This is a genomic window from Sporosarcina sp. FSL K6-5500, from assembly GCF_038005665.1.
Lineage (GTDB): Bacteria > Bacillota > Bacilli > Bacillales_A > Planococcaceae > Sporosarcina > Sporosarcina psychrophila.
The window spans coordinates 4,502,719-4,528,839 of record NZ_JBBOTP010000001.1; the positions used below are offsets into that span (position 1 = coordinate 4,502,719).

Below are 26,121 nucleotides of genomic sequence, written 5' to 3' on the forward strand. Positions count from 1 at the left end.
TTCTATCAATTAGTCGTATTTCAAGCTATTAAGTTACATCTTTTTTAAAGGCAATATACAACTGAAAATTGTTCCTTCAGTGTCACCTTTTGTTGCAGCGATTTTGCCACCATGAGAGTCGATAATACTTTTGGCGATGGCGAGACCAAGACCTGTTCCGCCTTTTCCTCTAGTTCTCGCTTTATCTGCTTTGTAAAATCGTTCGAAGATATACGGTAAATCCTCTTGCGGAATTCCAACACCTGTATCTGTCACTGTTATTTCAATCATATCAACTTGTTTTTGTATTCCAAGTCTAACACTTCCCCCATCAGGTGTATGGCGGATTGCATTGTCTATTAAATTCGTCAATACTTGCTCCATACGGTCTTCATCTACATTTGAAATGAGTACTGTATCTTCCAAGAATTCGAAAGTCAAATCGACATTTGCTTCACGCGCAACTTGCATGAATTTATTGACTATCCGGTCGAGAAAAGGAATCATCGATAGATCGTCTTTGTAAAGTCGCATATGTCCTGATTCCATCCTTGCGAGATCGAGAAGATCCGTCACAAGTCGGCCCATCCTTTTCGATTCATCGTGTATGATCTGTACCATTTCGTCGCGCTCTTCATCACTTGTTATAACTCCATCAATAATGGCTTCACTATACCCCTGCAACATAGATATCGGTGTCCGAAGTTCATGAGATACGTTTGCTATGAAGTCGGATCTAAGTTTCTCAAGCTTATGCTGATCTGTCATATCACGTAAGACAGCAACTGCCCCACGAATACTATTTCCGCTATACAACGGGCTAATAGAGATTCCATAAAACTGTCCACCTAATTCTAATTCATCTTCAACTTCCTCAGCGAACGTAATAACATGTTCAAGCATATGAAAAATCGCCGGTGGGATATGATGGTTACCCTCTTGTGCGCCATTTTTAAAATACCAATTCTGCAATAACTGTTCAGCTTGTGGATTACTTAGCAGGATTGTATAATCTCGATTAAATGTAATGACAGCATCAGTCATCGATGTAAGGATGCTTGAAAGCTGCTCTTTATCCTGATTAATAAGTTCAACGTGGTATTTAAGCTGTCTACCCATCTGATTGAATGCAGTTGCAAGCTGGCCAATTTCATCATTTTGCATTACAGGCAATCTTGTATCGAAATTCCCTTTCGATAATTCAAATGCCGCCTGCCTCAATCCACGTAAAGGGGAAGTAATTCTTGTTGACAGGAAAAAGGCGAAAAATGTTGTTAAAATAAAGGCAATAAATGCTGATAAGAATACGATACGTGTAGTACTTTCTGTTGTCCTATGGACGGCTTCAAGGCTTTGATAAATGATAACTGAGCTACCGAGTTGCTCTCCTTTTTCAAGTGGATAGGATAGAACAAGGTATTGTTCCATGACATTCTCTTCATTAATCGAAGGTAAGATCATCTCTTTTACAACTTGTTTATTATTCTTTTCAGCTGCATAAAACATGGATTCATAGAGCACTTTATTTTCTATTCTATCCTTGTTCAATCCTTTATGGAATGAATGCGTAACTTCCCCATTGGTATCGACAATCATCGCATTCGTTTCGTCGTCAAGAATGTCATCAATAATCAAGTTCATCGAAGTTTGACTTTCGTGATCATTAACAATTTTCCCGATCGTTGTTGCTTCCCTTCGCAATGATTCCTCAGCCTGTTGTGTATGGAAGTCATCTAGGAATTCAAGGAGCAAGGCCGTAACAATAAATAATACAAAAGAAACGAGAAGCAATATGGTTGCCCATAGCTTCCCGACAATTGAATTCCATATTCTATTCATTAGGAATCTCGAACTTGTAACCGACTCCCCAAACAGTAACAATCATTTTTGCTGCTTGTTCAGAAACGCGGCTTAGCTTTTCACGTAGCCGTTTGACATGCGTATCTACAGTACGGAGATCTCCGAAAAATTCATAATGCCACACTTCTTTTAACAGCTGTTCTCTGTCGAATACTTTGTCAGGCGACTTCGCAAGAAAATAGAGCAATTCGTACTCTTTCGGCGTCAGCCCAACTTCTTCTCCTTCAGCTGTAACCCGGTGTGCATCGTGATCTATCGTTAATTGAGGGAAGACGACCAAGTCCTTCGATGTAGATGATGAAGCGGCACCTGGAAACGTAACAGACCTTCTAAGAATTGCTTTAACCCGCAGAACAACTTCACGCGGACTAAAAGGCTTCACTATGTAATCATCAGCACCCGACTCAAAACCAGTTACTCTGTCTGACTCTTCGCCTTTTGCCGTCAGCATCATGACAGGCGTCATAATTTTCTTTTCTCTTAGTTCTTCTAGCACTTCTAATCCATCTTTTTCAGGCATCATCAAATCGAGTAAAATACAATCATAGTTATTCATAAGCGCTTTTTCGAGTGCATCCGCGCCATCGACAGCCTCTTCGACTTCATACCCTTCACGAGTAAGATACATATTTAACAGACGACGGATTCTCTCCTCGTCGTCTACTACTAACAACGTCACTTTTTCTTCCATAAATGATTACCCCTTTCAACTAGCTACTATCCTCATTGTACAAGTCGTTGTGCAAAAAAGAAACAGAAAAGCCGTAGCGACGTTCTTAAGCGCAACTTCAAAATGGCGAACCGGTGTCTAGTAAGATCAAAAGTGAACACACAACCAAGCATATACTTTCGCCAACCGATCATAATCGACGCATGACCAAGCATATACTCTTGACTACCGATCATAAACCCCACATGAACGAGCATATACCCTTGCAACCAATCATAAACGACACACAAACGAGCATAACCTTGCAACCGATCATAATCGGCGTACGAACGAGCATATAACCTTGCCAACCGATCATAATCGACACACACCCACCATATACCCTTACCAACCGATCATAAACGGCCCCAACCACTTGACTTGAAACCTCGAAGTTACAACACATTGACATTACCGAATCTTATAATCCCCCTTTATATATGTTGAGCCAATGTATAGCATAAACTAAGCACCGAAGTAGATTTGAAGGGGATTTTTATTTTCACTTGAATCAATTTCATAATGCGTACTTTTAAAAAATCATAAAGAAACAGAATTTGAAATGATTTCTTAAAAAAACGAATGAAATAGACGATTATGCTGTTGCGGATAGTTGAAGCTGTGTAAGACGATCAACTGCAAGTTTACTGGCATTGTATGCAATATGAACCAAGTCGAAATGAACTTTGGCTTTGACTCCGGTACAATGATAAATCTGATCTAGCAGAAAAAAGCCTTTTAGATAAGCATTTACACGTTCAACGGAACTTCGTTCCTTATAAATTTCATCCCATTTCATTGACCCACGTGCTGGTGCTGTGTAACGTCTTAGATCGCCAGAAATTTTCTTTTTATAGATTTTCTGACATAAACTGTCGTTAGCTAATGGGCAGTCCTTACATTCGTTTGGCCGTGTGTATTTCAACGTTTTGTACTTCGCATCGAAGCTATCATAACGATAGGAATGTTCCCGCACGCATGTGGGTGCGAAATGCTCATCAAAGCCTATTGGCTCGGGCTCGTTCTTCTTATTATAAGCAATGATAGATTGCGCTCCATTACGATAAATCTGTTCATAAATTGGTTGGTAGTCGTAACCAGCATCCATTGTCACATGTTTTATTTTCAATAACGGAAGGCGTTCTTTAGTACCTTTTAATAATGGGATTGCAGCTTTTCCATCGTTAAGATTACCAGAGGAAAACAGAGATTGAAGAATGTATTGGCTCTTCGTCCCAACTGCCAGATGACATTTGAATCCGTACCAAAATACGTTTTTCCCTTCACTGTTCTTCTTTATTCCCCACTTTGGTTGTGTGGGAACTGAGGAACGAAGTTCCTTAAGCGGTATATCAAGTTGGTATTCAATTTTCTTTTCGTAAACCGGAAGATTCGCTTCTATTTCGGCTTTATCAATTAGCCATTGTTCACGTTCCTCTTTCTTTTTACGCCCTCGTTTTTGGGGTTCTTTTTCAACCTTATCTGATTTATATGGAGCACGATCACGTGCTTCTACATGCGTTGCATCAATGGCTATCGTTTCATCTGAGACGAAACCTTCTGATATAGCCTGAAGAAGTAGGCTTTCTTGAACAATTTCTAACGCATCAGAATCGCTAATCAATGTGATCATACGTGAATAAGAAGCTTCGGATGGGATTTCATCTGATACCAAGAATCCACAATCAACTTTAAATCGTAAGTCTGTAGAGAGACGTTTTACTAAGTCTTTAATAAAAGGAATACGCTCGGTGATTCGGATGATCAATGAATAGATCATTGCAGAGTAATTAAGCGATTGTTTAGGTCCGAATCTAGACTTTTTCATTACTACGTCAAGGATCGGATGAATCTCAATACCGGATAAAATTGAATTAAATCGATGGGTAGGTTCCAAATCAAATAAAACTTTCATGTCAAACAGGCTTTCTTGTCGTATAATAGGCATAGAGCATTTCTCCAGTCTGTTAATGTGTGTGTCAGAACTCTCATTATACAGGATTTGGGGAGGTGCTCTATTTTCTTGCCGTTTTATACTTAGAGCCGCAAGGGCTCAGAGATATGAAATTGATTCACTTATAAAAATCGAGTAGGAGGGAGTGATTAACTCCCGACCTCTCACACCACCGTACGTACCGTTCGGTATACGGCGGTTCAATTAAGATTGATAACGCAAAGTTTCGTAACGTGACAGTAGACTTTTGAGCCCTTGGGAACTCCAGTAGGAGTTTCCGAGGGTTCTATGTAATACGGGACTTTTAGAAATTCTCCAGTAACTTTTACGTGAGTTACCCCATTCGTATGCCTTATCTTTCGGCGCACCTAATCCAATGAGTTTCCTCACCTTCGTACTTGGCTTTTTCCAGTTCTTCCACATACACATCCGGAGTCTTCTTTTAATCCAAGAATCGAATTTAATGAACACGCTTGGCGTATCTGCCAATGCGAAATAGCCACACCAACCCATCAGATATTGATTGAGTTTCTTTATCCGATATTCCATGGGATAAGGTTTCTTCCTTGAAGTGATTTCGCGAATTTTATTCTTCATCCGTTTCACACTTTCTTTGGCGATGCGAACCTTCGGTTCTTTACCATTGGTGAAACTGAATCCGAGAAATTTCCTCTTCCATGGACGGTCAACTGCAGATTTACCCAGATTCACTTTCAACTTAAGTTTCCCTTCAATAAATGAAGTGACAGAACTCATGACCCTATTACCTGCTCTCTGTGTTTTCACATAGATGTTACAGTCATCAGCGTATCGGACAAATTTATGTCCTCTTTCCTCCAATTCTTGGTCTAGTTCATCAAGGACAATATTGGAAAGTAATGGACTGAGTGGGCCACCTTGCGGCGTACCTTCCTCACTGGTTGTCACGATACCATTTATCATGATTCCTGATTTCAAATAGTCACGGATTAGCTTAAGCAGACGTTTGTCTTCGATTCGTTTCGAAAGTGTTCCCATTAACCTATCATGGTTCACTTTGTCGAAGAACTTCTCCAAGTCTATATCGATTACCCACCGATTACCTTCCTGTATATATCCTTTCGCTTTCCTTATTGCGCCGTAGGCGCTTCGCTTTGGTCGAAAACCATAGCTATGGTCGGAAAACGTTGGATCATACAAAGTAGATAATACTTGGGCAACGGCTTGCTGAATGAGACGATCCGTCACGGTAGGGATACCTAATAACCGCACGCCACCGTCAGGTTTCGGGATTTCGACCCTGCGGACAGGTTGCGGCTTATAAGTACCCTCAAGAAGTTCCATTTTCATGGATTCCCAGTGTTCCAAGATGTGCTTTCGTAGGTTTTGTACGGGCATTTCATCTACACCATGGCTCCCTTTATTGCGTTCCACCCGTTTCAGGGCAGAAAGCAGATTTTCACGCGACAGTATTCGTTCCATCAACATTGGTTACGCCTCTTTCCGTGAACAACGCTTCTTCTTATACCAGCTCTGCTCCACCATCTCGAAGTCCCCCGTGGGATTCACCACTTCCTCCTTCAAGCATGCCTTATCGGTTATCTGTGTTCTTCGCAGGTTACTGAATGCCAAGATGTTGTTCTCTCTTAATTGTTCAGCCCTTCCCATTCTTCTCGAGTTCGAATGGTACTATGGCTTCTGCTGACTTCTGATTGTTCAGCTACCCATCACTGAGTAGGTTACCAAGTGTACTTGGCGTATCAATCAGACCTCCCCAGGTAAGAACGTAGTCTTTCCCTCCACCTATCTGCTTCATTTACTACATACGACCTTCGGCAGAAAGGGCTTTGTTTTGTTTGGCAAACTCACCCAATCGTACATAGCCTTATATGAAGTTCGTGTTCCTCAGACCGGAGGTTTGCTGCTCGCTTCCTTCAGATTCCACGTCACCATGGACACCCTTGCGTTAAGCTAACTGTTACTTCTGCCTTCACAGTTCGGGACTTGCACCCTATAGACTACACCCATGCTGGGCGCACCAAAAAAACTGCCTAGTAGTTAGATAACTACTAGGCAGTTCTCGCTTAAGCGTATGAATGCAACCCTGCGATGATCAAATTCACGGCAATCAGGTTAAACATAATGATGACGAAACCGATAACCGCAAGCCATGCCGATTTTTCGCCATCCCAACCGCGTGATAAACGCACGTGAAGGAATGCAGCATAGAATAACCATGTGATAAGGGCCCATACTTCTTTTGGATCCCATCCCCAGAACCTTGACCACGCTTCGTGAGCCCAGATCATTGCGAAAATGAGAGCACCTAGTGTAAAGATAGGGAAACCAATCATAACCGCACGGTATCCAATTTCATCCATTAGTTGCGAATTCGCTTTTTTAGCGAATGGCTGCAACAATGCCGCAATTGGACGACGGAAAATGAGTCTAAGAATCAAGTAGAGAATGATTCCGCTTGCGATTGACCAGACGAACGTCGTCAGCGTCTTCGCATTGACGATTGGTGGCATTTCAGCCCAAGGCGTCATCGCGTCCGGTGTTAGCGATTCATAGCCAGACATACCGAAAAGTGGTGGATAATTGTACTCAATTTTAGCAGCTTGTTCATTTTTATCAATATAAGTGAAATGTGCTTCATAGCCAGTCAATTTAAACGTTGACGAAGATAATACGAAACCGACTACTAAGATAAGCGTGAAAATAACCGCCTCTAGCCAGAACCGCTGTTTCGACTTTTTCGTCAAATCGATATTCTTCAATAAATAGATTAACCCAGCTACGGCACTAATCGCGAGGATCGATTCACCAAGTGCAGCTGTAATTACATGAACTGTCAACCAGTAACTTTTCAGTGCTGGAATAAGTGGTGTAATTTCCTTCGGGAACATACTTGCATAGCCGATAATAATAATCGCAATCGGCAAAGCAAACAAGCCGAGTGATGGTGTTCTATATAAGTAATACAGAAGAATGAATGCCCCAACGAGCATCATCCCAAAGGCAGTCGTAAATTCGAACATATTACTTACTGGTGCGTGACCTGATGCAATCCAGCGTGTGATGAAGTAACCTACATGGGTAATGAATCCGATGACCGTGATGGTAATCGCAATTTTTCCCCAACGGTTATTTTTATAAGATGCTTCAGATTTAGCGCCTTTCACCGCGCCGCCAAAAAATAGCGTCGCGACGAGGTAAGCGATAAATGAAACTAACAGCAAGTTAGCGCTTAACGATGCAAGTCCCATTATACTTTGTCCACTTCCTTATCTCGCAAGATAGATTCCTTGTCCTGTCTGTCTTCATAGGTCGGTAAATTAGCAACGTCTTTCACTTGATCTAACTCTTTTTTCAAGGAGAACCAGTTTTTATTCGTATGTCCTGCAACTAGTAGCTCTCCATTAGGTCCTTTTTGAATCCAGATTCGTCGATGATTCCAATAAGATCCTTGCGAAACACCAATCATAAAGATAATTCCTCCTAGTAAAAGGAGATATAATGTTTTATCTTTGCGTACTGTCAGCCCAGATATATCACGGGTTTCTGCACTAACGAATTTCACCTTATAATCGTTGACTTCCGTTTCAAGCGTTTGTTTGATGGCGACGAAACTCATCTCGCCGTCCGACTTGGCTGGGGTCACCATTTTAAAGATGAATGCTGGATTATTCGGTACTGGAGATTTCGATTTCGGTTCTCCGTCTTCAATCCCGTCATAATCCGGATAATAATCGCTCAAAATAACGCGCGCGCCATTATCAAGTTCATATTCACGTTCCGGATTAGTAAGATCGACTGTAAACTCCCCAAGTGAAGATTCCGTAGCTTTTTCAGTTAATTGGAATGTCATCGATTTTAATTCATCTAAACGAAAATCCATTTGGAAAACGTTGAATCCATCAAATTTCAATGGCTTATTAACAATGATAGAGTATTCTTTAACGAAGTCCATTTCATCAGATCCTGGAAGACCGCCTTCAGGTGTCTGATATAGAGCGACATCCGTCTGATAGTTTTTCGCAATCATGCCGACACGTTCAAGCGCATCGCCGAATACCTCATCAGCTTCCTCTTTCGTGTAGTTTTCCATAATGAAATTTTTGCTTTCCAAATAATAACCTTCTGCACCTGGAATAGAGCGTGTTTCCCCTTCGCGAATCCACATTGTTTCATCAACATAAAACCCAGGAATACCGCGTAGTAGAATACCAAACAGAAAAATGATAAGTCCTAAATGATTGACGTACGGACCCCATCTTGAAAAACGGTTTTTCTCTGCAAGCAAAGCTCCGTCTTCGATTTTCACATTGTAACGAAGTTCCTTCAGTTTCCCCTCAGCTTTTATAAGTGCAGCTTCTGGGTCTTCCGACGGTCCTTCACCATAGACTCGTTGTTTTTTCATGAATGAAGGATGGCGTTTTGTACGTTGCCTTTTCAATGATTTATAAAGCGGTATAACTCGGTCGACACTGGCAATAATGATGGAAGTTCCAAGCATCCCGACCAACGTAATGAACCACCAGCTATTATACATGTCATGAAAACCAAGTTTGTAATAAATCGTGCCTGCCAATCCATAAAGCCGTTCGTAGTAAGCTGCATACTCCGCCTCAGTTGACGCGGCTACATACAGTTTCTGTGGAAAAATAGTACCTATCGCAGCAGTTGCGAGAACGGCAACGATAATACTAATTCCAATTTTTACACTCGAAAAGAAATTCCATATTTTATCGATGATCGACCGTTTATATGTCTGCGATCTTCTTGCCGCACCTTCGTAACGCATGTCGACAAGTTTGCTTTCTTTCGCTTCTTCAGTCTGCGGTCTACCACATCGCTCACAAAGCACTGTGCCAAATGGATTATCATGACCGCACTGGCATTTGATTTTGCTCATTTTGGATTTACTCCTTATTAGGGTTGAATGCTTTCCATGAATGTAACAATCTCATTTTCAGTCATTTCCCTGGTTATGATTTGTTCTATTCTGCCATCTTTATTAATGAGGTATGTCGCCGGAAGTATCCCGACATTATAGACCCCCATGACACTTTTACCTTTGTCAATCACAATTGGGAATGTCATTCCATACTGATCCCTGAACGTCTCAACTTTCAACCGTGATTCCGCGATGTTAACGCTCAGTACATGGACGCCTTTTCCCTCAAAAGCTTTGTGTTGTCTTTCAATATAGGGCATTTCTTTTTTACAAGGGGGACACCAAGTTCCCCAAAAATTCAAGAAAACTCCCTCACCTTTATAATCAGAAAGTCGTTGTTTGTTACCTTCCAAATCGACAAGCTCAAAATCGGGTGCTTTATCTCCAACTGCTAATACCTTCACTTTATCTTTTGAAGCGATTGTATAGACAACTGCCGAGACGAGAAGTAACAGGACGATTGTCCTTATAATAAGACGTGTTTTCTTTTGATCCGCCTTAGCCATACGTAATGCCTCCTTACAATAAATAAGTTCTGCCTTTAATTATAACAAATAGACCTTTGTATAAACGCATCATAATTGAAGGGATTGTGAACAATTGCCGTAATCAGTAGAAGTCTCCTACTAGTTACGGCAAGCCCCAGGCGGATGTCACAAATTTTGACAGGAGTTTGGGAAGGCAACCTGAGTTCGCCGCGTCCTGCGGCTACAAGCGCAATTCAAAATTTAGACGCAATTAAATCGAGGCGCAATTGACTCACAATCAGCCTATTTTACCTGTTTCCGCGAGTACACGTAGCTGTTTCACTTCATGTTTTGTTAATTCCCGAGCTTCTCCAGCATTCATTCCGTGAGTTGTTACGTTACCAAATGATTCCCTGCGAAGTTTTTGGACCGGACATCCAATTGCATCGAACATACGGCGTACTTGACGATTTCTTCCTTCATGTATTGTAATCTCAATAAGCGCAGTTTCAGTTTTTTTATCTACTGACTGCATTTTTATATGTGCAGGGGCAGTTTTACCGTCTTCTAGGTCAATTCCAGTCTCAAGTTTGCGCAACGCTTCACGACTAGGGATTCCTTTTACTTTTGCAATATACTTTTTCTTAATACCGAATTTCGGATGTGTCATTAAGTAAGAGAAATCGCCATCATTCGTCATGATAATAACACCGGATGTATCATAGTCTAGACGCCCAACCGGAAAAATCCGTTGTTCGATTTGCGGGAATAGGTCTAACACCGTCTTCCTGCCTTTCTCGTCATCCACTGTCGAAATGATTCCTCTTGGTTTATATAATAAGAAATAGACGTAAGTCTCTTTAACAAGCTGAACTCCTTCAACTTCTACACGATCCGAACTAGATACCTTTGTTCCAAGCTCTGTTACGACGACACCGTTCACTTTCACTTTTCCTGCAACAATTAGTGTTTCTGATTTTCTACGTGATGCCACGCCTGCTTGTGCCAACACTTTCTGTAATCTTTCCATTAAGTCACCCCATCTTCATTCTGTAAGAAAAGCGGAAGGCGCCCGCTAGACGCGATGGTCATAAGTCAATCCAGCGACGTGGCGCTCTTTGCCACATAGCTGGATTGCTTATGAGCCAAGCGGCTGGCGCCTGAAGTCTAGACACTGTTCCATGTCAAGAAACTTATACTTTCTTACCTTTGAAAAAATTATGTCACACTTTGTAGCAAATGAAAAGAAGACTGACCTATATGGCGTCAGTCTTCCCCAAACCGTCACAATTGCATATTTTCGATTAATATTCGCTTGAAGTTTGCTGTGTTTTTTGCCATTGGTAACAAGTTCATTGTTTTATAAGTACTTCCGTCGTAATAAGTGGCTCATTACTGAGTGACACGGTCCAATGCCCTGTACTTTTTTCATTTTTTCCACGGGGGATAATAATAACATTTGATAGTTTCGATTTCTCCCCTTTTTTCAATAACAAACGGATTGGCTTGGACAGTTCTGCTTCTACACCGGGTAGAATATCATATACCCCTTTTTTAGCGACAGTCACCAACTTGAATGAGGAAAACACGTTATTGGCCAAACTTTTATGTGTATTCCAGTCGTCACCATCGTTCAGAGTGACAACGATGATGTTTTTGCCATCTTTCTCGAAATAAGTTGCAAGCGTTCTGCCCGCGGCTTTTGTAAAACCAGTCTTTCCTGCAATCGCAGTCGATTCGGAATGTAGGAGGCGGTGTTTGTTACGCCAGCTATAGGCTTGATCCTTCCCCTGATAACTAAAATTCTTTGTGGTAGCAATAGTACGAAACTGGTCATTTTCCATAGCATAATGTAGCATGAGCGCTGTTTCGTATGCAGTAGACAAGTGACGTTCATCATGCAGACCTGACGGATTCGAAAAGACAGTATCATTCAATCCATACAACAGTGCCTTGTCGTTCATCAGGTCCACGAAGCCGTCCATTGAACCGCCCGCGTGTTCTGCTAACGCACGCGCTGCATCGTTGCCTGACCGTAGCATTAGACCAGTTAGCAGGGCATCTGCTTCAATCTTCATCCCTTGCGGTAAATAAAGGGACGAACCTTCGGCCGAAGCAGCTTGTGGCGAAATTATGACGTCTCCGGGCTCTGTAACACTTTCAAGGAACGTAAAAGCCGTCCAGATTTTTGTTAGACTGGCTATCGGCAGTCTAACGTTTTCATTATGACCTTCCAACAATCTGCCTGTATCAGCGTCAATAACGGCCCATGCTTGGCCGGACGCAGCGACTTCTTTCAAACCTCCGCCAACTAGTAACGTGAAAAATAGGACAACGATTATCGCCCGTTTCAAGAAATGCTTCCTCCTCCATCATTTTCCATCGCAAACGCTTCTTGGAACTTTGTCATGAACAAGTCTGTTTCAACTGTCTCGCCTTCTTCTTCCTGCGAAAGGGGTGGCAATCCATTTAGTGATGCCAAACCGAAACGGTCCAGGAACAAGTCTGTTGTGCCAAAGAGAATCGCTCGTCCACTTCCTTCCGATCGACCTTTTTCCATTATGAGTCCCTTGGCAATTAGCGTATTGATAGGTCCCTCGGATTTAACACCCCGAAGATCGTCAATTTCAACACGTGTCACAGGTTGCCTATATGCGATAATTGCCAATACTTCAAGTGATGCCTGGGTCATGGATTTCGGAGATGGATTTTCCAACAACCGTTTTATATCTTCCGCGAAGTCAGCTTTCGTCACAAGACGATATGCCCCTCCAAACTGCTTCAGCATAATGCCGCTCTCTTTGCGCTCTTCATAACTCATACGTAGCCAGTCAATTGCCTCAGTAACCTCTGATTCTTTACGCTCAGCTAGAGATGTTAACTGTTTAATCGTTAACCCTTCATCCCCTACTATGAATAAAAAACTTTCGATCATCCCAGGCAAACGGTCTTTAAATTCCATTTCACTCATCCTCCCGTCGGTACGATACTGTCAAATCGTCAAAATTACCTTCCTGATTGACAATGATGTCCCGCCGTTTCATCAATTCAAGCAACGATAAAAAAGTTACGACAAGATCTGTTGTTTCGCCTTTGTCGAATAAGGAGTAGAAATCACATTTCCCGCCGCCCTTTTCTAGTATTGCCATAATTTCATCCATCTTTTCACTGATAGAAACTTCCGTCTTAGATATACTTGCTATCATAGGTGCCTTCAAACGTTTTCTGTTAAGCATCTTTTGAAACGCGCCAATTAAATCGAAAACGTTCAAACTTTCATCTGATTCACTCGCCACAATTTCACCAAACTCCGTAAGATCTTCGGGTGGTTTGGTAAAATGACCGGATCGCTCATCTGCAGACTCTTTCAGACTAATTGCTGCATCTTTATATTTTTTGTATTCAATCAGGCGCGCAACTAACTCGTCACGTGGATCGTCTTCCATGTCAAAATCAAAGTCGTCATCAAACTCATCTCCTTCGTGGACTGGTAGAAGCATTTTGCTCTTAATTTCAATCAGCGTCGCAGCGAGGACGAGGTATTCACTTAACTCATCTAATTGCAGTACTCGCATCGCTTGGAGGTGTTCTATGTACTGCGCTGTCAGTTCCGCCATCGGGATATCATATATATCAATTTCAAGTCGGTTGATTAAATGCAATAATAGATCTAGTGGCCCTTCGAAAGCCTCTAATTTTACTTGATATGTCATTCGTGACACCTACCTATCTTTCAGACTATGGAAAGGGCTGATTACATGCATCCGTATCATCATCCGCTATTCGTAAATTTTATTGTTTATTTCAATGGCAATCAAGACTATTTTGAATGCCACGAAGTACTGGAGGAGTATTGGAAGTCTATTCCTGACAGCGATAAAGATCACCCGTTGACAGCCTATATCCTCCTTGCGACAGGAATGTATCATTGGCGTAGAGGCAATAAACCAGGAGCATCCCGTACACTTAACAAAGCAATGACAAAGTTTCCGACTTTCCTTGCTAACTACCCTAAATACACGGAAGAAATTGATTTTGACCAATTAGTTTACGATGTTACAAAAGCAGTCAACCGTTTGGAGCAAGATCTGCCATTCGAATCGTTCCCCATCACTATCCTATCAGCTAACGTTACTGACCTGGCTAGTAAGTTGGAACAATCTATGACACTTCTACCATTCGGCAGTGATGCTGTCATTCATAAACATATGCTCAGAGACCGTAGTGATATTCTTCGGGAACGCGAAGAAAAGAAGAAGGGCAGACGTTAATTAGTCTGAACCTTCTTCTTTAGGCTTACATTTCTGTATGAATAAATCAGTTTCTTCAGTTCCAATACATGTTTTATCAGGGAAGAGCGCTTGCAGCTTCATGACCATTTCTTGACCAATTCCTTCACCACGGAAAGATGGATTGACAGAGAGATGCTGTAAAGTGTAGTCTTCTTCCCCTAATTCGATGCCTATCAAACCGATGAAGTCCTCATCTTTTTTCAAAAGATATAGTTGCCAACTATCATCTGTTTCATATCGTTGAATCCATTCCTGCAATTTCTTGACGGTTTTATCGCCGGGCATATAAGAAAGCAGCCCCATCGCAATTTTTTCGTACGTTTTCTTATAACGCAAAAGTATCAATTGAATCCCTTCTTTTCTGAAAACACTTTGGTCATTGGATAGAACTAACTACGTTTTCCAATGATAAGCAGTTTCCTTTATCGCGCCTTAAATGGGCAGTAAGAGCCCATTTAAGGCCTACATATATTGACATACAGAAATCCCACCGTATTCGCTGCGGCGCTAGGGGATTCCTTCCGCCATCAGTCAGGCAGCTGCGCAGCCATTCTTTTGGCTTCTGCTACCCCTTGAAAGGCCGCCTTCGCTCAGTTTATATAGGTATTCATTTGTTCAATATATATAGTGATTTAACACATTAAGTGGAGGACCCACTTCCGGAAAAGCCAGATCAATCGGAACATAATCCCTGTGGCCGCAACTAACAATCAGTGGAAGAAAAGCCCCCTACTGATTGAAGTTTCACTTTATCGCGGATCAATAATTGGCATGACGAACTTCCAGTATACCGCTCCCCACATAATAGCTGCAACTACAATGAAGATGAAAAGGAGGATGTTGCGTTTTCTCAAATCCTCTCCTCCCGTCTTACTAGTTGCAACGGAATGTCTAATCTGACAATGTCTTCATAAGTTTCCCTGCGGACGACAAGCTGATGTTGTCCATTTTCACTGAATACAACTGCCGGTTTTGGAAGACGGTTGTAATTACTAGCCATCGAATAGCCATAAGCACCTGTGCAGAAAACAGCGATGATGTCTCCTTCAGTTGGATCAGCGAGTTGAGCCTCTTCAATAAGCTTATCACCGGATTCACAACATTTCCCCGCTATCGTCACTTTATCGACGTGAGGTTCGTTCATACGATTTGCCGAAACGGCAGTATATTTTGCACCGTACAACGCCGGTCGAATATTATCCGACATTCCACCGTCAACTGCGACATATTTCCGAATACCAGGCACTTCTTTTGAGCTACCAGCAGTATACAAAGTTGTACCTGCATCTCCGACTAGCGATCTGCCGGGTTCAATCCAAATTTCTGGCAATGGGTAGTTATGGCTCCGCGTCATTGAAAGAACAACCGTCGCCATTTCTTCGACATATACTGACGGTTCAAGCGGTTTGTCTTCTTCAGTATAACGAATACCAAATCCGCCACCTAAGTTCAGAACTGTGCAGATGAATTCATAATTATCGCGCCAGGCAACCATCTTATTCATAAGCGCCTCTGCCGCTAAACGAAACGCATCTGTTTCGAATATTTGAGAACCAATATGGCAATGCATACCTAACAAATTGATGTAAGGATGATTGTACAACTGAAGGAAAGCCTCATCTGTCTGGCCATTTTTCAAATCAAAACCAAACTTCGAATCTTCCTGGCCTGTCGTAATATAATCATGTGTAGAAGCTTCCACTCCCGGTGTTACACGGATAAGTACGTTCATAGACTCTTTACGAGATTCAGCGATTTCCTTAACCAGTTCGATTTCAGAAAAATTGTCAATAACGATACATCCTATTTTTTCATCAAAAGCATATTGTAATTCGGTAAAGCTTTTATTGTTACCGTGGAAATGAATTCGATTACGCGGGAAGTCCGCAGACACCGCTGTAAACAATTCCCCTCCAGAAACAACATCTAGAGAAAGTCCTTGCTGTTCGGCGATTTCGTAGATAGCAATAGACGAAAATGCCTTACTCGCATAAGCGACTTGCGCACGGATGCCCATCGATTCAAATGTTTTCTTAAAGGCGCTTGCCCGTTCACGGAACAAGGCAATATCATAGACGTTAAGTGGTGTTCCATAAGTATGTGCGAGATCAACCGTATCTGTGCCACCAATTGTCAGATGGCCACGTTCGTTGACTGATTGTGTTCCATATAAATGCATGTTGCCTGCCCCTCTCGAATTAGATAACTAAAATTTTATCATATAAAGAAGGGTTGAGGCAATGATCTAAGAGACACGGTCTCGATCAGGAGAATCCGTTATAAACGGTCTAGGTGCATCGGCAGTCATTGGAAACCTAATAAGAACACGTAACATTGCCTTTGGAAAAAATGGTACAGCGGGCCACAAATACGGTACCCCCATTGGCTTCAATGCACATAAGTAATAGAATAGTACGGTTATGGACAAGAAAAATCCGGGTGCTCCTAATAATGCAGTCGACAACAGAATACAAATCCTGAAGATTTTTGTCGTAAGACTTAATTCGTAAGAAGGTATTGAGAATGTGAAAATTGCACTTACCGCCACATATAAAACAACTTCCGGGGTGAAAAGACCAACGTCTATCGCTACTTGTCCAATGACAATCGCTGCAACAAGCCCCATCGCGGTCGACATCGGTGTCGGTGTATGAATAGCCGCCATTCGAAGTATTTCGATTCCGCCATCTGCGATAAGAAGCTGAACAAGTAATGGGATTTCCCCGATATCTTTCGGTCCTATATAACTGAGGAAATCGGGTAAGTAGTGTTGGTTCGTTGCGAGCAAGTACCAAAATGGTAAAAGAACAAGACTCATGGTAGCTGCAAACAAACGCATAATCCTGACAAATGTTCCAATAAGCGGGGCTTGACGGTATTCTTCAGCATGTTGTAAATGATGAAATAGTGGAGCCGGAACAAGTATAACAGAAGGTGATGTATCCACGATGATAGCGACATGCCCTTCCAATAAATGCGCCGCGCATATATCAGGACGCTCTGTAAAACGAACGAAAGGCATTGGATGAAACCGCTGTTTGAACAAAAATTCTTCAAGCGACTTATCCGTCATTGTCAGCCCATCATGGTGAATAGCATCCAGCCTTTCACGAATATAATCAAGATGTTCTTTACTTGCTGCCCCTTGCATGTAGGTGATTGTAACATCTGTTTTCCCATTCATCGTCACTTTATGCATTTCAAATCGTAAATCCTCAGTACGAAGCCGCCTTCTAATTAGCGCGGTATTTTGAATAAGATTCTCCGTAAATCCGTCTCTCGATCCTCTGACGACTTTTTCATTGTCAGGCTCTTCAGGTTGCCTGCCTGGATAAGACCGAATATCAATGGTAAACACATAGCCATCAGGCGTGATGAAGGCTGCCTGTCCACTTAATATTGAAGTAAGTAATTCGTCCCTATCTTTCACATTGGAAACGGCGTGATACGGGAAAAAGGAGAGGAATCGTTCCCCTCCATCCTCCTGGTTTTCGTCCTCTTTTCCTCTAGCCCCTTGCATTTCAGTCAATAAAGTCGTGATTGTTTCACTGTCTATGAGTCCATTAATATAAAGCAACAGAGCAGGCATATCCCAAAGATGCAATGATCTGGCAGTAGCATCGAACGTCTTGTCTTTACCGAAACAGGTATAGAACCACTCTTCCCCTTCATTCACCGATTGGAATAGCTTTTCCATTAGTTCAATCCGTCCTCACATTTAGTATAATTTCTTCCGAATCAACGCCCATCCATAATTTCAATTGGGCTAAAATTTTCTTTTCAAGCCGTGACACCTGGACTTGTGATATGCCAATTCTTTCTGCAATATCACTTTGCGTGCAATCCAAATAGTAACGCATATAAATGATCGTTTGATCTCGTTTATTTAATTTAGAAATGACATCCCGAAGTGGGATATGGTCGAACACTCTTTCAGACCGATCATCTCGCAACTGATCCATCAGCGTTAAGCTATCTCCTTCGCTTTCATATAGCTGTTCATGAAGTGATGCAGGATCACGTAAAGCATCAGATGCGAGAACAATATCGTCGACGGATACCTCCAAGACTGCTGCAACCTCTGAAATCGATGGCGATTTTCCATGCAATTTAATATAATCATCAGTTGCATGCCGGATTTTGAAACTAAGTTCACGGATGGATCGACTCACTTTCACCATTCCATCATCCCTTAGAAAACGCTGAATTTCTCCGACAATCATAGGTACCGCATAAGTAGAAAATTTCACTTCATACGACAAATCGAATTTATCAATTGATTTCATAAGCCCAATACAACCAATTTGGAACAAATCCTCGGGATCTGCGCCACGGGAAGCAAACCGCTGGACAATAGACCAGACAAGCCGCGTATTTCCCTCCACCATCATTCTTCTCGCTTCTTTATCACCTTCTTGAGAAACTTTAATGAGTTCTCTCATCTTTTCTTGGGTCAACAATGCAGGTTTCACTTCAACGGATGCGTCCATGGGTCACCTCATTCTGCTTGCTTCCGGGACCGGAGAAAACGTTTTCTCGAACTTGACGATTGTTCCATTTCCCAATACTGATTCGACGGACAAACTGTCGGCAAAGCTTTCCATTATCGTAAATCCCATTCCTGAACGCTCCATGAAGGGGCGTGTCGTAAACATCGGTTCCATCGCCTGTTCTACGTCAAAAATACCCATTCCTTCATCGCGGACCGTCATTGTAACTTTGTTTTCTTCAATCACAGCGCGGACTGTGACAAGACTCTTCCCATCACATTCGTAGCCATGAATAATTGCATTCGTCACGGCTTCCGACACAATGGTCTTAAATTCTGAAATTTCTTCAATAGTCGGGTCCAACGGCGTTATAAAACAAGTCATTGCCATCCTTGCCAGTGCTTCGTTTTCCTCAATTGCGACGAATGATAACGTCATTTCATTGTTCATGTAATACCCCTCCGATTTCACCGATCGCTAAATCGACCGTACTATGTCTTATATTTGGTCCAAGACCGGAAAATGTGAATATCTTCTCCATTGTCGTGGACGGATTCAAAATGAGCGTTTCCCCTTCCACAGGTGCTAAATCGCGCATCCTTCCAAGAATGAGCCCGATTCCTGCGCTATCCATGAAACCAAGCCTCGACAAATCCCAAATAATCGCTCGGACTTGTCCGCTATAAATAGATGAAGAAATGTGGGACCGGATTCGATTTGCCTCATGATTGTCCAATTCCCCTTGCAGTGTTGCAATTAAAATCCCATTGTCAATAATTTCGATGTCAGCCATGCTGAACCCCCTCCTTCCTGCGAAATATTCCACATTTGGAGGCCGAAACCCTTTCGCCTGACAGAACTAGTCACAGTCAGCGTAAAGTTCTTATGTTTCGACATTGCCCACTACTGATGAAAGTATGTACGTCTTCCATACGATTTACACATCCGATAAAAAAAGAAATGTTTTGGGGGCAGATATGCTCGGTTTGGCTGTGTGTATGATTGGGTGGGCTCGGATATGCTCGGTTGGGCTGCAGGTATGATTGATTTGGCTCGGATATGTTCGGTTGGCTGCAGGTATGATTGGTTTGGACCGGATATGCTCGGTTGGCTGCGGGTATGATCGGGTGGGGACGGATATGATCGGTCGGGCTGAGGGTATGATCGGGTGGGCTCGGATATGCTCGGTCGGGCTGAGGGTATGATCGGGTGGGCTCCGATATGCTCGGTTGGCTGCGGATATGATTGGTTTGGACCGGATATGCTCGGGTGGGCTGCAGGTATGATTGGTTTGGACCGGATATGCTCGGTTGGGCTGCAGGTATGATCGGTTTGGCTCGGATATGCTCGGTCGGGCTGCGGGTATGATCGGTTTGGGACGGATATGCACGGTTGGCTGCAGGTATGATTGGTTTGGACCGGATATGCTCGGTTGGCTGCAGGTATGATTTGGTTTTGGCCGGATATGCTCGGTTGGGCTGCAGGTATGATTGATTTGGCTCGGATATGCTCGGTCGGTCTGCGGGTTTGATTGGTTTGGGCCGAATATGCTCGGCCAGACTGCAGGTTTGATTGGGTGGGCTCCGATATGCTCGGTTGGCTGCGGGTTTGATTGGTTTGGGCCGGATATGCTCGGTTGGGTTGCGGGTATGATTGGTTTGGCTCAGATATGCTCGGTTGGCTGCGGGTTTGATTAATTTCAAAAAGCTACCCTATCAACCAAATTCGGTTGATAGGGTAGCTTTTATTTTCAACTACTATTTAGCCCGTAATCATGTCGCCTATAAGGCGTGGGCTTTCCACAGCTTCTTTTCCAATCGTTATATGTTTTTGGATCAGTGTCATGGATTGTTCTACAGCTTCAGTATTCGAATGGATAATGGCAAGTGGTTCTCCCTCTTGCACAGCATCTCCGATTTTTTTAGTAAGCACAATACCTACCGCAAGATCGATTTCATCATCTTTTGTTGCTCTACCCGCGCCAAGAAGCATTGCGGCAACACCGATGTCATCCGCTTCCATCTTCGTTACATAACCCGATGAAAGTGCAGGTACTTCAATCTGATATTTCGCTGTCGGTAATAGAGACGTATCATGAATGATTGCCCCATTTCCGCCTTGCGCTTCAATCAGTTTACCAAACAGTTCAAGTGCTGAACCGTCAGTAATGACCGCTTTTAACATTTCCCTAGCTTCCTCAACTGAAGTAGCTTTTTCGCCTGCAACAATCATCTTGCTACCAAGAACTAGACATAGTTCCGTCAAGTCTTCAGGACCATTCCCTTTTAGCGTTTCAACCGCTTCAATCACTTCAAGCGAGTTCCCAATTGCAAACCCAAGCGGCTGGCTCATATCCGAAATAACCGCCATCGTATTTCTACCGACTTGTTTACCAATCGCCACCATCGAATGAGCCAGAGCTCTTGCGTCTGCCTCAGTCTTCATGAATGCACCGTCACCCGTTTTAACATCGAGGACAATCGCATCTGCACCTGCAGCAATTTTCTTACTCATAATTGAGCTGGCAATTAGCGGGATACTGTCAACAGTTGCTGTCACATCGCGCAATGAATAGAGTTTTTTATCAGCAGGCGTCAAGTTGCCACTTTGGCCGATGACCGCTAATTTCAAATCATTCACTTGCTTGACGAACTGCTCTTCTGTCAATTCGATATGGAACCCTTCTATGGCCTCTAGCTTGTCGAGAGTCCCGCCTGTATGACCAAGACCCCTTCCACTCATTTTCGCGACAGGAACGCCACACGCCGCGACAAGGGGGACGAGAATTAACGTAGTCGTATCGCCAACTCCGCCCGTAGAATGCTTATCGACTTTAATCCCTTCGATTGCGGATAAGTCAATCTGATCTCCAGATTCGACCATCGCCATCGTCAAATATCCCTGTTCCTCTGCAGTCATCCCTTTAAAGTAAATTGCCATAAGGAATGCACTCGCTTGATAGTCCGGAATCGAACCAACTGTATAGCCGTTCACAAAAAAGGTGATTTCTTCTTTTGTAAGGACTTCACCGTTTCGTTTTTTCTCAATTACATCTACCATTCTGAACAATTTCATCACACCTTTTCTTTTAATAAACGCAAGAAACTCTTACCAAACTCAGGCATCTTTACCTCAAAGTTTTCCGCAATCGTAGCACCAATATCTGAGAAAGTCTCGTTCAGTGGCATTTCCTCACCAGTTTTTAATGAAGGCGAGTAGACCACGAGTGGGACATATTCACGGGTATGATCCGTTCCGGGATAAGTTGGATCATTACCGTGATCCGCTGTAATAATAAGTAGATCGTCATCACGCAGTGATTCTAAAATTTCTGGCAACCTGACATCAAATTCTTGTAGTGCATTGCCGTAACCAAGCGGATCTCTCCGATGTCCAAATAACGCATCAAAATCAACGAGATTCGTGAAACTGAGGCCCTTGAAATCTTTTTTCATAACATCAAGTAATTTGTCGACGCCGTCCATATTACTCACAGTGCGAACGGATTCGGTAATGCCTTCACCGTTAAAGATATCAGCAATTTTGCCAATCGCCATAACATCATAATCCGCAGACACCAATTCATTCATCACTGTACGATTAAATGGTTTAAGTGCATAATCATGTCGATTTGTTGTTCGTGTAAAGTTGCCCGGTTCTCCAATAAATGGACGTGCAATGACGCGACCAACTAAATATTCTGGTTCCAATGTCAACTCACGTGCGATTTCACAAATCCGGTATTGTTCTTCAATTGGAATAATCCCCTCGTGCGCCGCAATTTGTAGCACAGGATCTGCAGACGTATAGACAATAATTGCGCCCGTCTCCATATGTTCCTGGCCAAATTCATCAATGACTGCGGTGCCACTAGCCGGTTTATTGCCGATTACTTTACGTCCTATTCTTTGTTCAAGTTCCGCGATCAATTCCTGCGGAAAGCCGTTTGGATATACTTTAAATGGCGTGTCAATGTTAAGACCCATGATCTCCCAATGCCCCGTCATCGTATCTTTCCCTACAGATGCTTCCTGCATTTTACCGTAAAAAGCAAGTGGTTCTTCCGCAACGGAAATACCTTGAATTTCCCTAATATTAGAAAGACCTAGTTTGCCCATGTTCGGCATATGCAGGCCTCCCATTGCTTCCCCGATGTGTCCCAGCGTATCAGCACCTTCATCGCCGAATGCAGAAGCATCCGGTGATTCTCCGATGCCCACAGAGTCGAGCACGATTAGATGGATACGTTTGAATTGTTGTTTCCCCATAAGTTAATCCTCCTTAAAAATAATCTTTCCTGTAGAATTCTATGCTCTTGGATGGAATTTCACATAGACCTCTTTCAACCTCGAACGGCTGACATGTGTATAAATTTGCGTAGTGGAAATATCGGCGTGTCCGAGCATTTCTTGTACTGCCCGCAGATCCGCCCCGTTTTCGATGAGGTGAGTAGCAAAAGTATGACGCAATATATGTGGCGTCAACTCTTTCTGTATACCCGCTTTTAGGGCATGTCCATTCAACAGTTTCCAACAACCCTGTCTAGTAAGTCTTGTTCCCCTCATGTTGACAAATAATGCATCGGCACCTTTTTGTTTTTCTATAAAAATTGGACGTGCTTCTTCGATATAACGCTTACACGCCGTAATTGATTTCCCCCCGAGAGGGATAATTCTTTCTTTCCCACCTTTACCGAATACACGGACAAACCCCATCGTGAGATGAATATCATCCATATTAAGTCCAATCAGTTCACTTACACGCATACCTGTCCCATACAAAATTTCGAGCAACGCAGTATCTCTGACACCCTGTGGCTTTGAACGATCTGGCGCCTCGATTAGTCTGTCTACTTCGTCCATTGATAAAACACGTGGTAATTTCTGCTCAAGTTTCGGCAGTTCCAAATGGACTGTTGGATCCTGGGTCGTGACCTTTTCCCGAAGAAGGAATTGATGAAATGAACGGATTGATGAAATTTGTCTAGATATGGTCCTAGCCGATTTCCCGCCTTCTTTCAATCGATGTAAATGCCCCACTATAACAGGACGATCTACGTCATCCAATGATTCGTAACCTGCCTGTTCCATATAGTCTAGATATTCGGCAAGGTCACGCTTATATGAAATAATTGTATTTCCTGACAACTGCCGCTCCACTTGTAAAAAGTGCATGTAATCTTCAAGCGCAAAACGGATGTCTTTCATAACAAGCGGGAAACAGAAAAACCGTTTCCATTTGCCTTTAATTTGAACAAATCCCTTCCCCCCTTCGATTGTTACAGGTTTGAGTCCAAGACAAAAGTGCTGGAATCTGAACGTGGAATAGCTTTTCCTCAAGTTTTCTACAGACCTAAATTTTATAATTTCCTACCCAACGACAAAAGGGACAGCATTATGCCATCCCTCTTCTTACTTCTCACCTTCATCTACATCCGATTTACATCTTTTGCAAATACCGTGAAACGTTAACCAATGGTCCTTAATAGCGAATTCAAAGCGACTTTCAACAATCTTTTCGACATCTCCGAGAAGATCTTCTTGAATTTCATCCACTGTTCCACATTCGATACAAATAAGATGATGATGGAAATGGGCAGCACCTTCCTGCCGCAGATCATACCTCGATACACCGTCACCAAAATTGATTTTATCGACTACCTTAAGATCTGTCAGCAATTCCAACGTACGATACACGGTAGCAAGCCCGATTTCCGGTGCTTTCTCTTTGACTAGCAAAAATACATCTTCAGCACTCAGATGATCTTCCTCATGCTCAAGGAGGACCAAAACCGTCGCTTCGCGCTGAGGTGTCAGCTTGTAGCTGGCCCCATGCAATTGTTTTTTTATCCGATCGATTCGGCTCTCCATACGACGCCCCCCTCAAACTGTATCCATTATAACAAATGGGCTTTCCTTATGACAACAGAAAGGGAGCAGACAGATAATTAAAGACGAAAATATTCTACTTTAAAATGAATTGAAAGACGATAATTTCGATAGCAAGTATGGCAATCGACATGCCGACAATCATCGGTAATGCGCGTGTATTAGGGCCTTTCCCCATCGTTGAACGCATAAAGTAAGGTGGACTTAGGATTGCGCAATACACTAAAAACAGAAAACAAATAAGAAACTGAAACGGAAACCACCAAATTGAATAAGCCATTATTTTCGTGCCTGAAGCTAGTAAATAGGAAGAAGACAATCCGAAAAGAACACATTTCACTGCTCCGAAAAGTAATACGGTGAATCTTGTTTTCCTAAACATCGCCAGTATAAACGCAATGATAAAAAAGAGTGCTGCCATACCCACAGGTTTTATATAACCTGCATCATGCCCTAGAACGACCCGAGAATCATAAAATGTAACTACCCTCTCTACCGCAGTTGTAGGCATCTCGCGAAATAAGAGCGCTCCACCGATAAAGCCAATTGCAAGAATGACAAATAAGTGGATGAACGATAAAGAACGGACCAAAGCTTCACCTCCGCATAGTTTATCCTGCATTAACGGTGACGGACAAGCCGACTAGAAACACCACTTCCTGTGGCATCATCGGCATTAGTACGTCAAAAGAACCCCATTTAAGTTTTGGCGTAAGAATAAACGTAAATGGGGGTCAACTGTCCGTAAAAGCCCGATTGGTTCGGGCCAACGAGGAGGAATTGCAGTTCATTCCTCCCTGTCGGTCACTCAGAAGGGAGGGATTGAAATTCATCCCTCCTTTTTGCCATAGAACACGGCGTAATAAGTCTGAGTCCTGCCTCAATCCGCGGGGGGATAAGACTTCCCCCATCGATTGAAGTGTCACCTTATACAACATATGCTTGTCCGTTCAAAATTAGGTCACTTTGTTAAAAGGTTTTTGGCATAAAGAACAGCGAACGCAGTTTTTGCATCGAAAATTTCTCCTGACACAACCATTTCTTGCGCTTCTACGAGTGTCACTTCTAGTAGTCCAATGAATTCATCTTCATCTCCCGCTGCCGGGTTTTCGATTTTATATAGATCTTGTGCTAAATACATATGAATTACTTCATCTGCAAAACCAGGGGACGTTGCAAAGGACTGGATATAAGTAAATTCTTTCGCGCCGTATCCCGTTTCTTCTTCCAGTTCGCGGACCGCCGTCACTGCCGGTTCCTCTCCCGGATCAATTTTCCCCGCTGGAATTTCAATCAGCGTACGTTCCAGCGCTTTTCTATATTGTTCAACGAGTACAATTTTTCCATCAGCAGTAATCGGAATGATGGAAACTGCCCCCGGATGTTTGATCAATTCACGTGTCGCTTTCTTACCATCCGGAAGTTCCACTTCCTCAACACGCAGTGTGATAATTTTACCTTCATAAAGTGTTTCACCTGAAATTGTTTTTTCTTCATATTTATTCATCATTTCCGACTCCTTTTTATGGATAATAGTGTGACG

At 42.7% G+C, this 26,121-nt stretch carries 24 protein-coding genes; 1 reads left to right on the forward strand and 23 read right to left on the reverse strand.

The annotated features are described in order from the left end of the window. Positions 1-33 precede the first annotated feature (33 nt). The 11 genes from MKX62_RS21775 to MKX62_RS21825 all read right to left on the reverse strand — a co-directional run bounded on the left by MKX62_RS21775 (position 34) and on the right by MKX62_RS21825 (position 13,621). Positions 34-1,818, reverse strand: coding sequence for an ATP-binding protein (locus MKX62_RS21775; protein ID WP_187045147.1), 1,785 nt, complete (start codon positions 1,816-1,818; stop codon positions 34-36). Continuing rightward, positions 1,811-2,530, reverse strand: coding sequence for a response regulator transcription factor (locus MKX62_RS21780; RefSeq protein ID WP_340742328.1), 720 nt, complete (start codon positions 2,528-2,530; stop codon positions 1,811-1,813). Before MKX62_RS21780 ends, MKX62_RS21775 begins: the two co-directional genes overlap by 8 nt. A 613-nt stretch (positions 2,531-3,143) precedes the next feature. After that, positions 3,144-4,496 carry an IS1182 family transposase gene (locus MKX62_RS21785; RefSeq protein WP_338652378.1) on the reverse strand — a complete coding sequence of 451 codons (1,353 nt, stop codon included), beginning with the start codon at positions 4,494-4,496 and terminating at the stop codon, positions 3,144-3,146. A gap of 210 nt (positions 4,497-4,706) precedes the next feature. Next, the gene (gene ltrA, locus MKX62_RS21790) at positions 4,707-5,969 is read right to left on the reverse strand and encodes a group II intron reverse transcriptase/maturase (protein ID WP_340741359.1); all 1,263 of its coding nucleotides are present in this window, start codon (positions 5,967-5,969) and stop codon (positions 4,707-4,709) included. 596 nt (positions 5,970-6,565) lie between these two features. Continuing rightward, a complete protein-coding gene (gene ccsB, locus MKX62_RS21795) occupies positions 6,566-7,750 on the reverse strand; it encodes a c-type cytochrome biogenesis protein CcsB (protein ID WP_067210451.1) in 1,185 nt (394 codons plus the stop codon). Further along, positions 7,750-9,399, reverse strand: a complete 1,650-nt coding sequence (resB, locus tag MKX62_RS21800; RefSeq protein WP_340742329.1) for a cytochrome c biogenesis protein ResB — start codon at positions 9,397-9,399, stop codon at positions 7,750-7,752. Before resB ends, ccsB begins: the two co-directional genes overlap by 1 nt. Positions 9,400-9,416: 17 nt before the next feature. Continuing rightward, a complete protein-coding gene (gene resA, locus MKX62_RS21805; RefSeq protein ID WP_338656328.1) occupies positions 9,417-9,947 on the reverse strand; it encodes a thiol-disulfide oxidoreductase ResA in 531 nt (176 codons plus the stop codon). Positions 9,948-10,206: 259 nt separating this feature from the next. Further along, positions 10,207-10,938 (reverse strand): pseudouridine synthase, encoded by a 732-nt coding sequence (locus MKX62_RS21810; RefSeq protein WP_067210459.1) that lies wholly within the window; start codon positions 10,936-10,938, stop codon positions 10,207-10,209. Positions 10,939-11,260: 322 nt separating this feature from the next. After that, entirely contained in the window at positions 11,261-12,262 is a 1,002-nt protein-coding gene (locus tag MKX62_RS21815) for a D-alanyl-D-alanine carboxypeptidase family protein (protein WP_187045149.1), read from the reverse strand. Beyond that, on the reverse strand, positions 12,259-12,870 hold the full coding sequence (gene scpB, locus MKX62_RS21820; RefSeq protein WP_067210465.1) for an SMC-Scp complex subunit ScpB: 612 nt from the start codon (positions 12,868-12,870) through the stop codon (positions 12,259-12,261). The genes MKX62_RS21815 and scpB overlap by 4 nt, the downstream gene beginning before the upstream one ends. 1 nt (position 12,871) lies before the next feature. Beyond that, a complete protein-coding gene (locus tag MKX62_RS21825; RefSeq protein WP_067210467.1) occupies positions 12,872-13,621 on the reverse strand; it encodes a segregation/condensation protein A in 750 nt (249 codons plus the stop codon). Between the two features lie 45 nt (positions 13,622-13,666). Here MKX62_RS21825 and MKX62_RS21830 point away from each other — a divergent pair, with 45 nt between their 5' ends. Continuing rightward, positions 13,667-14,179 (forward strand): DUF309 domain-containing protein, encoded by a 513-nt coding sequence (locus MKX62_RS21830; protein ID WP_067210470.1) that lies wholly within the window; start codon positions 13,667-13,669, stop codon positions 14,177-14,179. Here MKX62_RS21830 and MKX62_RS21835 read toward each other — a convergent pair whose 3' ends face one another. The 12 genes from MKX62_RS21835 to MKX62_RS21890 form a co-directional block, all read right to left on the reverse strand. Next, positions 14,180-14,545, reverse strand: coding sequence for a GNAT family N-acetyltransferase (locus tag MKX62_RS21835; RefSeq protein ID WP_335339500.1), 366 nt, complete (start codon positions 14,543-14,545; stop codon positions 14,180-14,182). It abuts the gene before it with no gap. A gap of 505 nt (positions 14,546-15,050) precedes the next feature. Beyond that, positions 15,051-16,379, reverse strand: coding sequence for a diaminopimelate decarboxylase (gene lysA, locus MKX62_RS21840; protein ID WP_340742330.1), 1,329 nt, complete (start codon positions 16,377-16,379; stop codon positions 15,051-15,053). A gap of 66 nt (positions 16,380-16,445) precedes the next feature. Continuing rightward, positions 16,446-17,897, reverse strand: a complete 1,452-nt coding sequence (locus MKX62_RS21845; RefSeq protein WP_067210476.1) for a spore germination protein — start codon at positions 17,895-17,897, stop codon at positions 16,446-16,448. A 4-nt stretch (positions 17,898-17,901) separates the two neighbouring features. Beyond that, positions 17,902-18,690 carry a SigF/SigG family RNA polymerase sporulation sigma factor gene (locus MKX62_RS21850; RefSeq protein ID WP_067210478.1) on the reverse strand — a complete coding sequence of 263 codons (789 nt, stop codon included), beginning with the start codon at positions 18,688-18,690 and terminating at the stop codon, positions 17,902-17,904. 3 nt (positions 18,691-18,693) lie between these two features. Next, entirely contained in the window at positions 18,694-19,140 is a 447-nt protein-coding gene (gene spoIIAB, locus MKX62_RS21855) for an anti-sigma F factor (protein WP_067210481.1), read from the reverse strand. Continuing rightward, positions 19,130-19,483: an anti-sigma factor antagonist gene (locus MKX62_RS21860; RefSeq protein WP_067210483.1), complete on the reverse strand. Its 354-nt coding sequence runs from the start codon at positions 19,481-19,483 to the stop codon at positions 19,130-19,132. Before MKX62_RS21860 ends, spoIIAB begins: the two co-directional genes overlap by 11 nt. 968 nt (positions 19,484-20,451) lie before the next feature. Beyond that, complete coding sequence (locus MKX62_RS21865; protein WP_231885839.1) at positions 20,452-21,750, reverse strand: pyrimidine-nucleoside phosphorylase; 1,299 nt, start codon at positions 21,748-21,750, stop codon at positions 20,452-20,454. A 14-nt stretch (positions 21,751-21,764) separates the two neighbouring features. After that, on the reverse strand, positions 21,765-22,958 hold the full coding sequence (gene deoB, locus MKX62_RS21870; protein ID WP_340742331.1) for a phosphopentomutase: 1,194 nt from the start codon (positions 22,956-22,958) through the stop codon (positions 21,765-21,767). Between the two features lie 39 nt (positions 22,959-22,997). Further along, entirely contained in the window at positions 22,998-23,897 is a 900-nt protein-coding gene (gene xerD / locus MKX62_RS21875; protein WP_340742620.1) for a site-specific tyrosine recombinase XerD, read from the reverse strand. 204 nt (positions 23,898-24,101) lie between these two features. Further along, complete coding sequence (fur, locus tag MKX62_RS21880) at positions 24,102-24,560, reverse strand: ferric iron uptake transcriptional regulator (RefSeq protein ID WP_067210494.1); 459 nt, start codon at positions 24,558-24,560, stop codon at positions 24,102-24,104. A gap of 94 nt (positions 24,561-24,654) precedes the next feature. Beyond that, positions 24,655-25,170: a hypothetical protein gene (locus MKX62_RS21885; protein WP_340742332.1), complete on the reverse strand. Its 516-nt coding sequence runs from the start codon at positions 25,168-25,170 to the stop codon at positions 24,655-24,657. 369 nt (positions 25,171-25,539) lie between these two features. Continuing rightward, the gene (locus MKX62_RS21890) at positions 25,540-26,085 is read right to left on the reverse strand and encodes an NUDIX domain-containing protein (protein ID WP_067210499.1); all 546 of its coding nucleotides are present in this window, start codon (positions 26,083-26,085) and stop codon (positions 25,540-25,542) included. Positions 26,086-26,121 lie beyond the last annotated feature (36 nt).

Bases quoted from the DNA above. Each gene is read 5' to 3' on its own strand.
- MKX62_RS21775 (WP_187045147.1), bottom strand. From the start codon at position 1,818: ATGAATAGAATATGGAATTCAATTGTCGGGAAGCTATGGGCAACCATA.
- MKX62_RS21780 (WP_340742328.1), bottom strand. From the start codon at position 2,530: ATGGAAGAAAAAGTGACGTTGTTAGTAGTAGACGACGAGGAGAGAATC.
- MKX62_RS21785 (WP_338652378.1), bottom strand. From the start codon at position 4,496: ATGCCTATTATACGACAAGAAAGCCTGTTTGACATGAAAGTTTTATTT.
- ltrA (WP_340741359.1), bottom strand. From the start codon at position 5,969: ATGTTGATGGAACGAATACTGTCGCGTGAAAATCTGCTTTCTGCCCTG.
- ccsB (WP_067210451.1), bottom strand. From the start codon at position 7,750: ATGGGACTTGCATCGTTAAGCGCTAACTTGCTGTTAGTTTCATTTATC.
- resB (WP_340742329.1), bottom strand. From the start codon at position 9,399: ATGAGCAAAATCAAATGCCAGTGCGGTCATGATAATCCATTTGGCACA.
- resA (WP_338656328.1), bottom strand. From the start codon at position 9,947: ATGGCTAAGGCGGATCAAAAGAAAACACGTCTTATTATAAGGACAATC.
- MKX62_RS21810 (WP_067210459.1), bottom strand. From the start codon at position 10,938: ATGGAAAGATTACAGAAAGTGTTGGCACAAGCAGGCGTGGCATCACGT.
- scpB (WP_067210465.1), bottom strand. From the start codon at position 12,870: ATGGAATTTAAAGACCGTTTGCCTGGGATGATCGAAAGTTTTTTATTC.
- MKX62_RS21825 (WP_067210467.1), bottom strand. From the start codon at position 13,621: ATGACATATCAAGTAAAATTAGAGGCTTTCGAAGGGCCACTAGATCTA.
- MKX62_RS21830 (WP_067210470.1), top strand. From the start codon at position 13,667: ATGCATCCGTATCATCATCCGCTATTCGTAAATTTTATTGTTTATTTC.
- lysA (WP_340742330.1), bottom strand. From the start codon at position 16,379: ATGCATTTATATGGAACACAATCAGTCAACGAACGTGGCCATCTGACA.
- MKX62_RS21845 (WP_067210476.1), bottom strand. From the start codon at position 17,897: ATGGAAAAGCTATTCCAATCGGTGAATGAAGGGGAAGAGTGGTTCTAT.
- MKX62_RS21850 (WP_067210478.1), bottom strand. From the start codon at position 18,690: ATGGACGCATCCGTTGAAGTGAAACCTGCATTGTTGACCCAAGAAAAG.
- spoIIAB (WP_067210481.1), bottom strand. From the start codon at position 19,140: ATGAACAATGAAATGACGTTATCATTCGTCGCAATTGAGGAAAACGAA.
- MKX62_RS21860 (WP_067210483.1), bottom strand. From the start codon at position 19,483: ATGGCTGACATCGAAATTATTGACAATGGGATTTTAATTGCAACACTG.
- MKX62_RS21865 (WP_231885839.1), bottom strand. From the start codon at position 21,750: ATGGTAGATGTAATTGAGAAAAAACGAAACGGTGAAGTCCTTACAAAA.
- deoB (WP_340742331.1), bottom strand. From the start codon at position 22,958: ATGGGGAAACAACAATTCAAACGTATCCATCTAATCGTGCTCGACTCT.
- xerD (WP_340742620.1), bottom strand. From the start codon at position 23,897: ATGAAAGACATCCGTTTTGCGCTTGAAGATTACATGCACTTTTTACAA.
- fur (WP_067210494.1), bottom strand. From the start codon at position 24,560: ATGGAGAGCCGAATCGATCGGATAAAAAAACAATTGCATGGGGCCAGC.
- MKX62_RS21890 (WP_067210499.1), bottom strand. From the start codon at position 26,085: ATGAATAAATATGAAGAAAAAACAATTTCAGGTGAAACACTTTATGAA.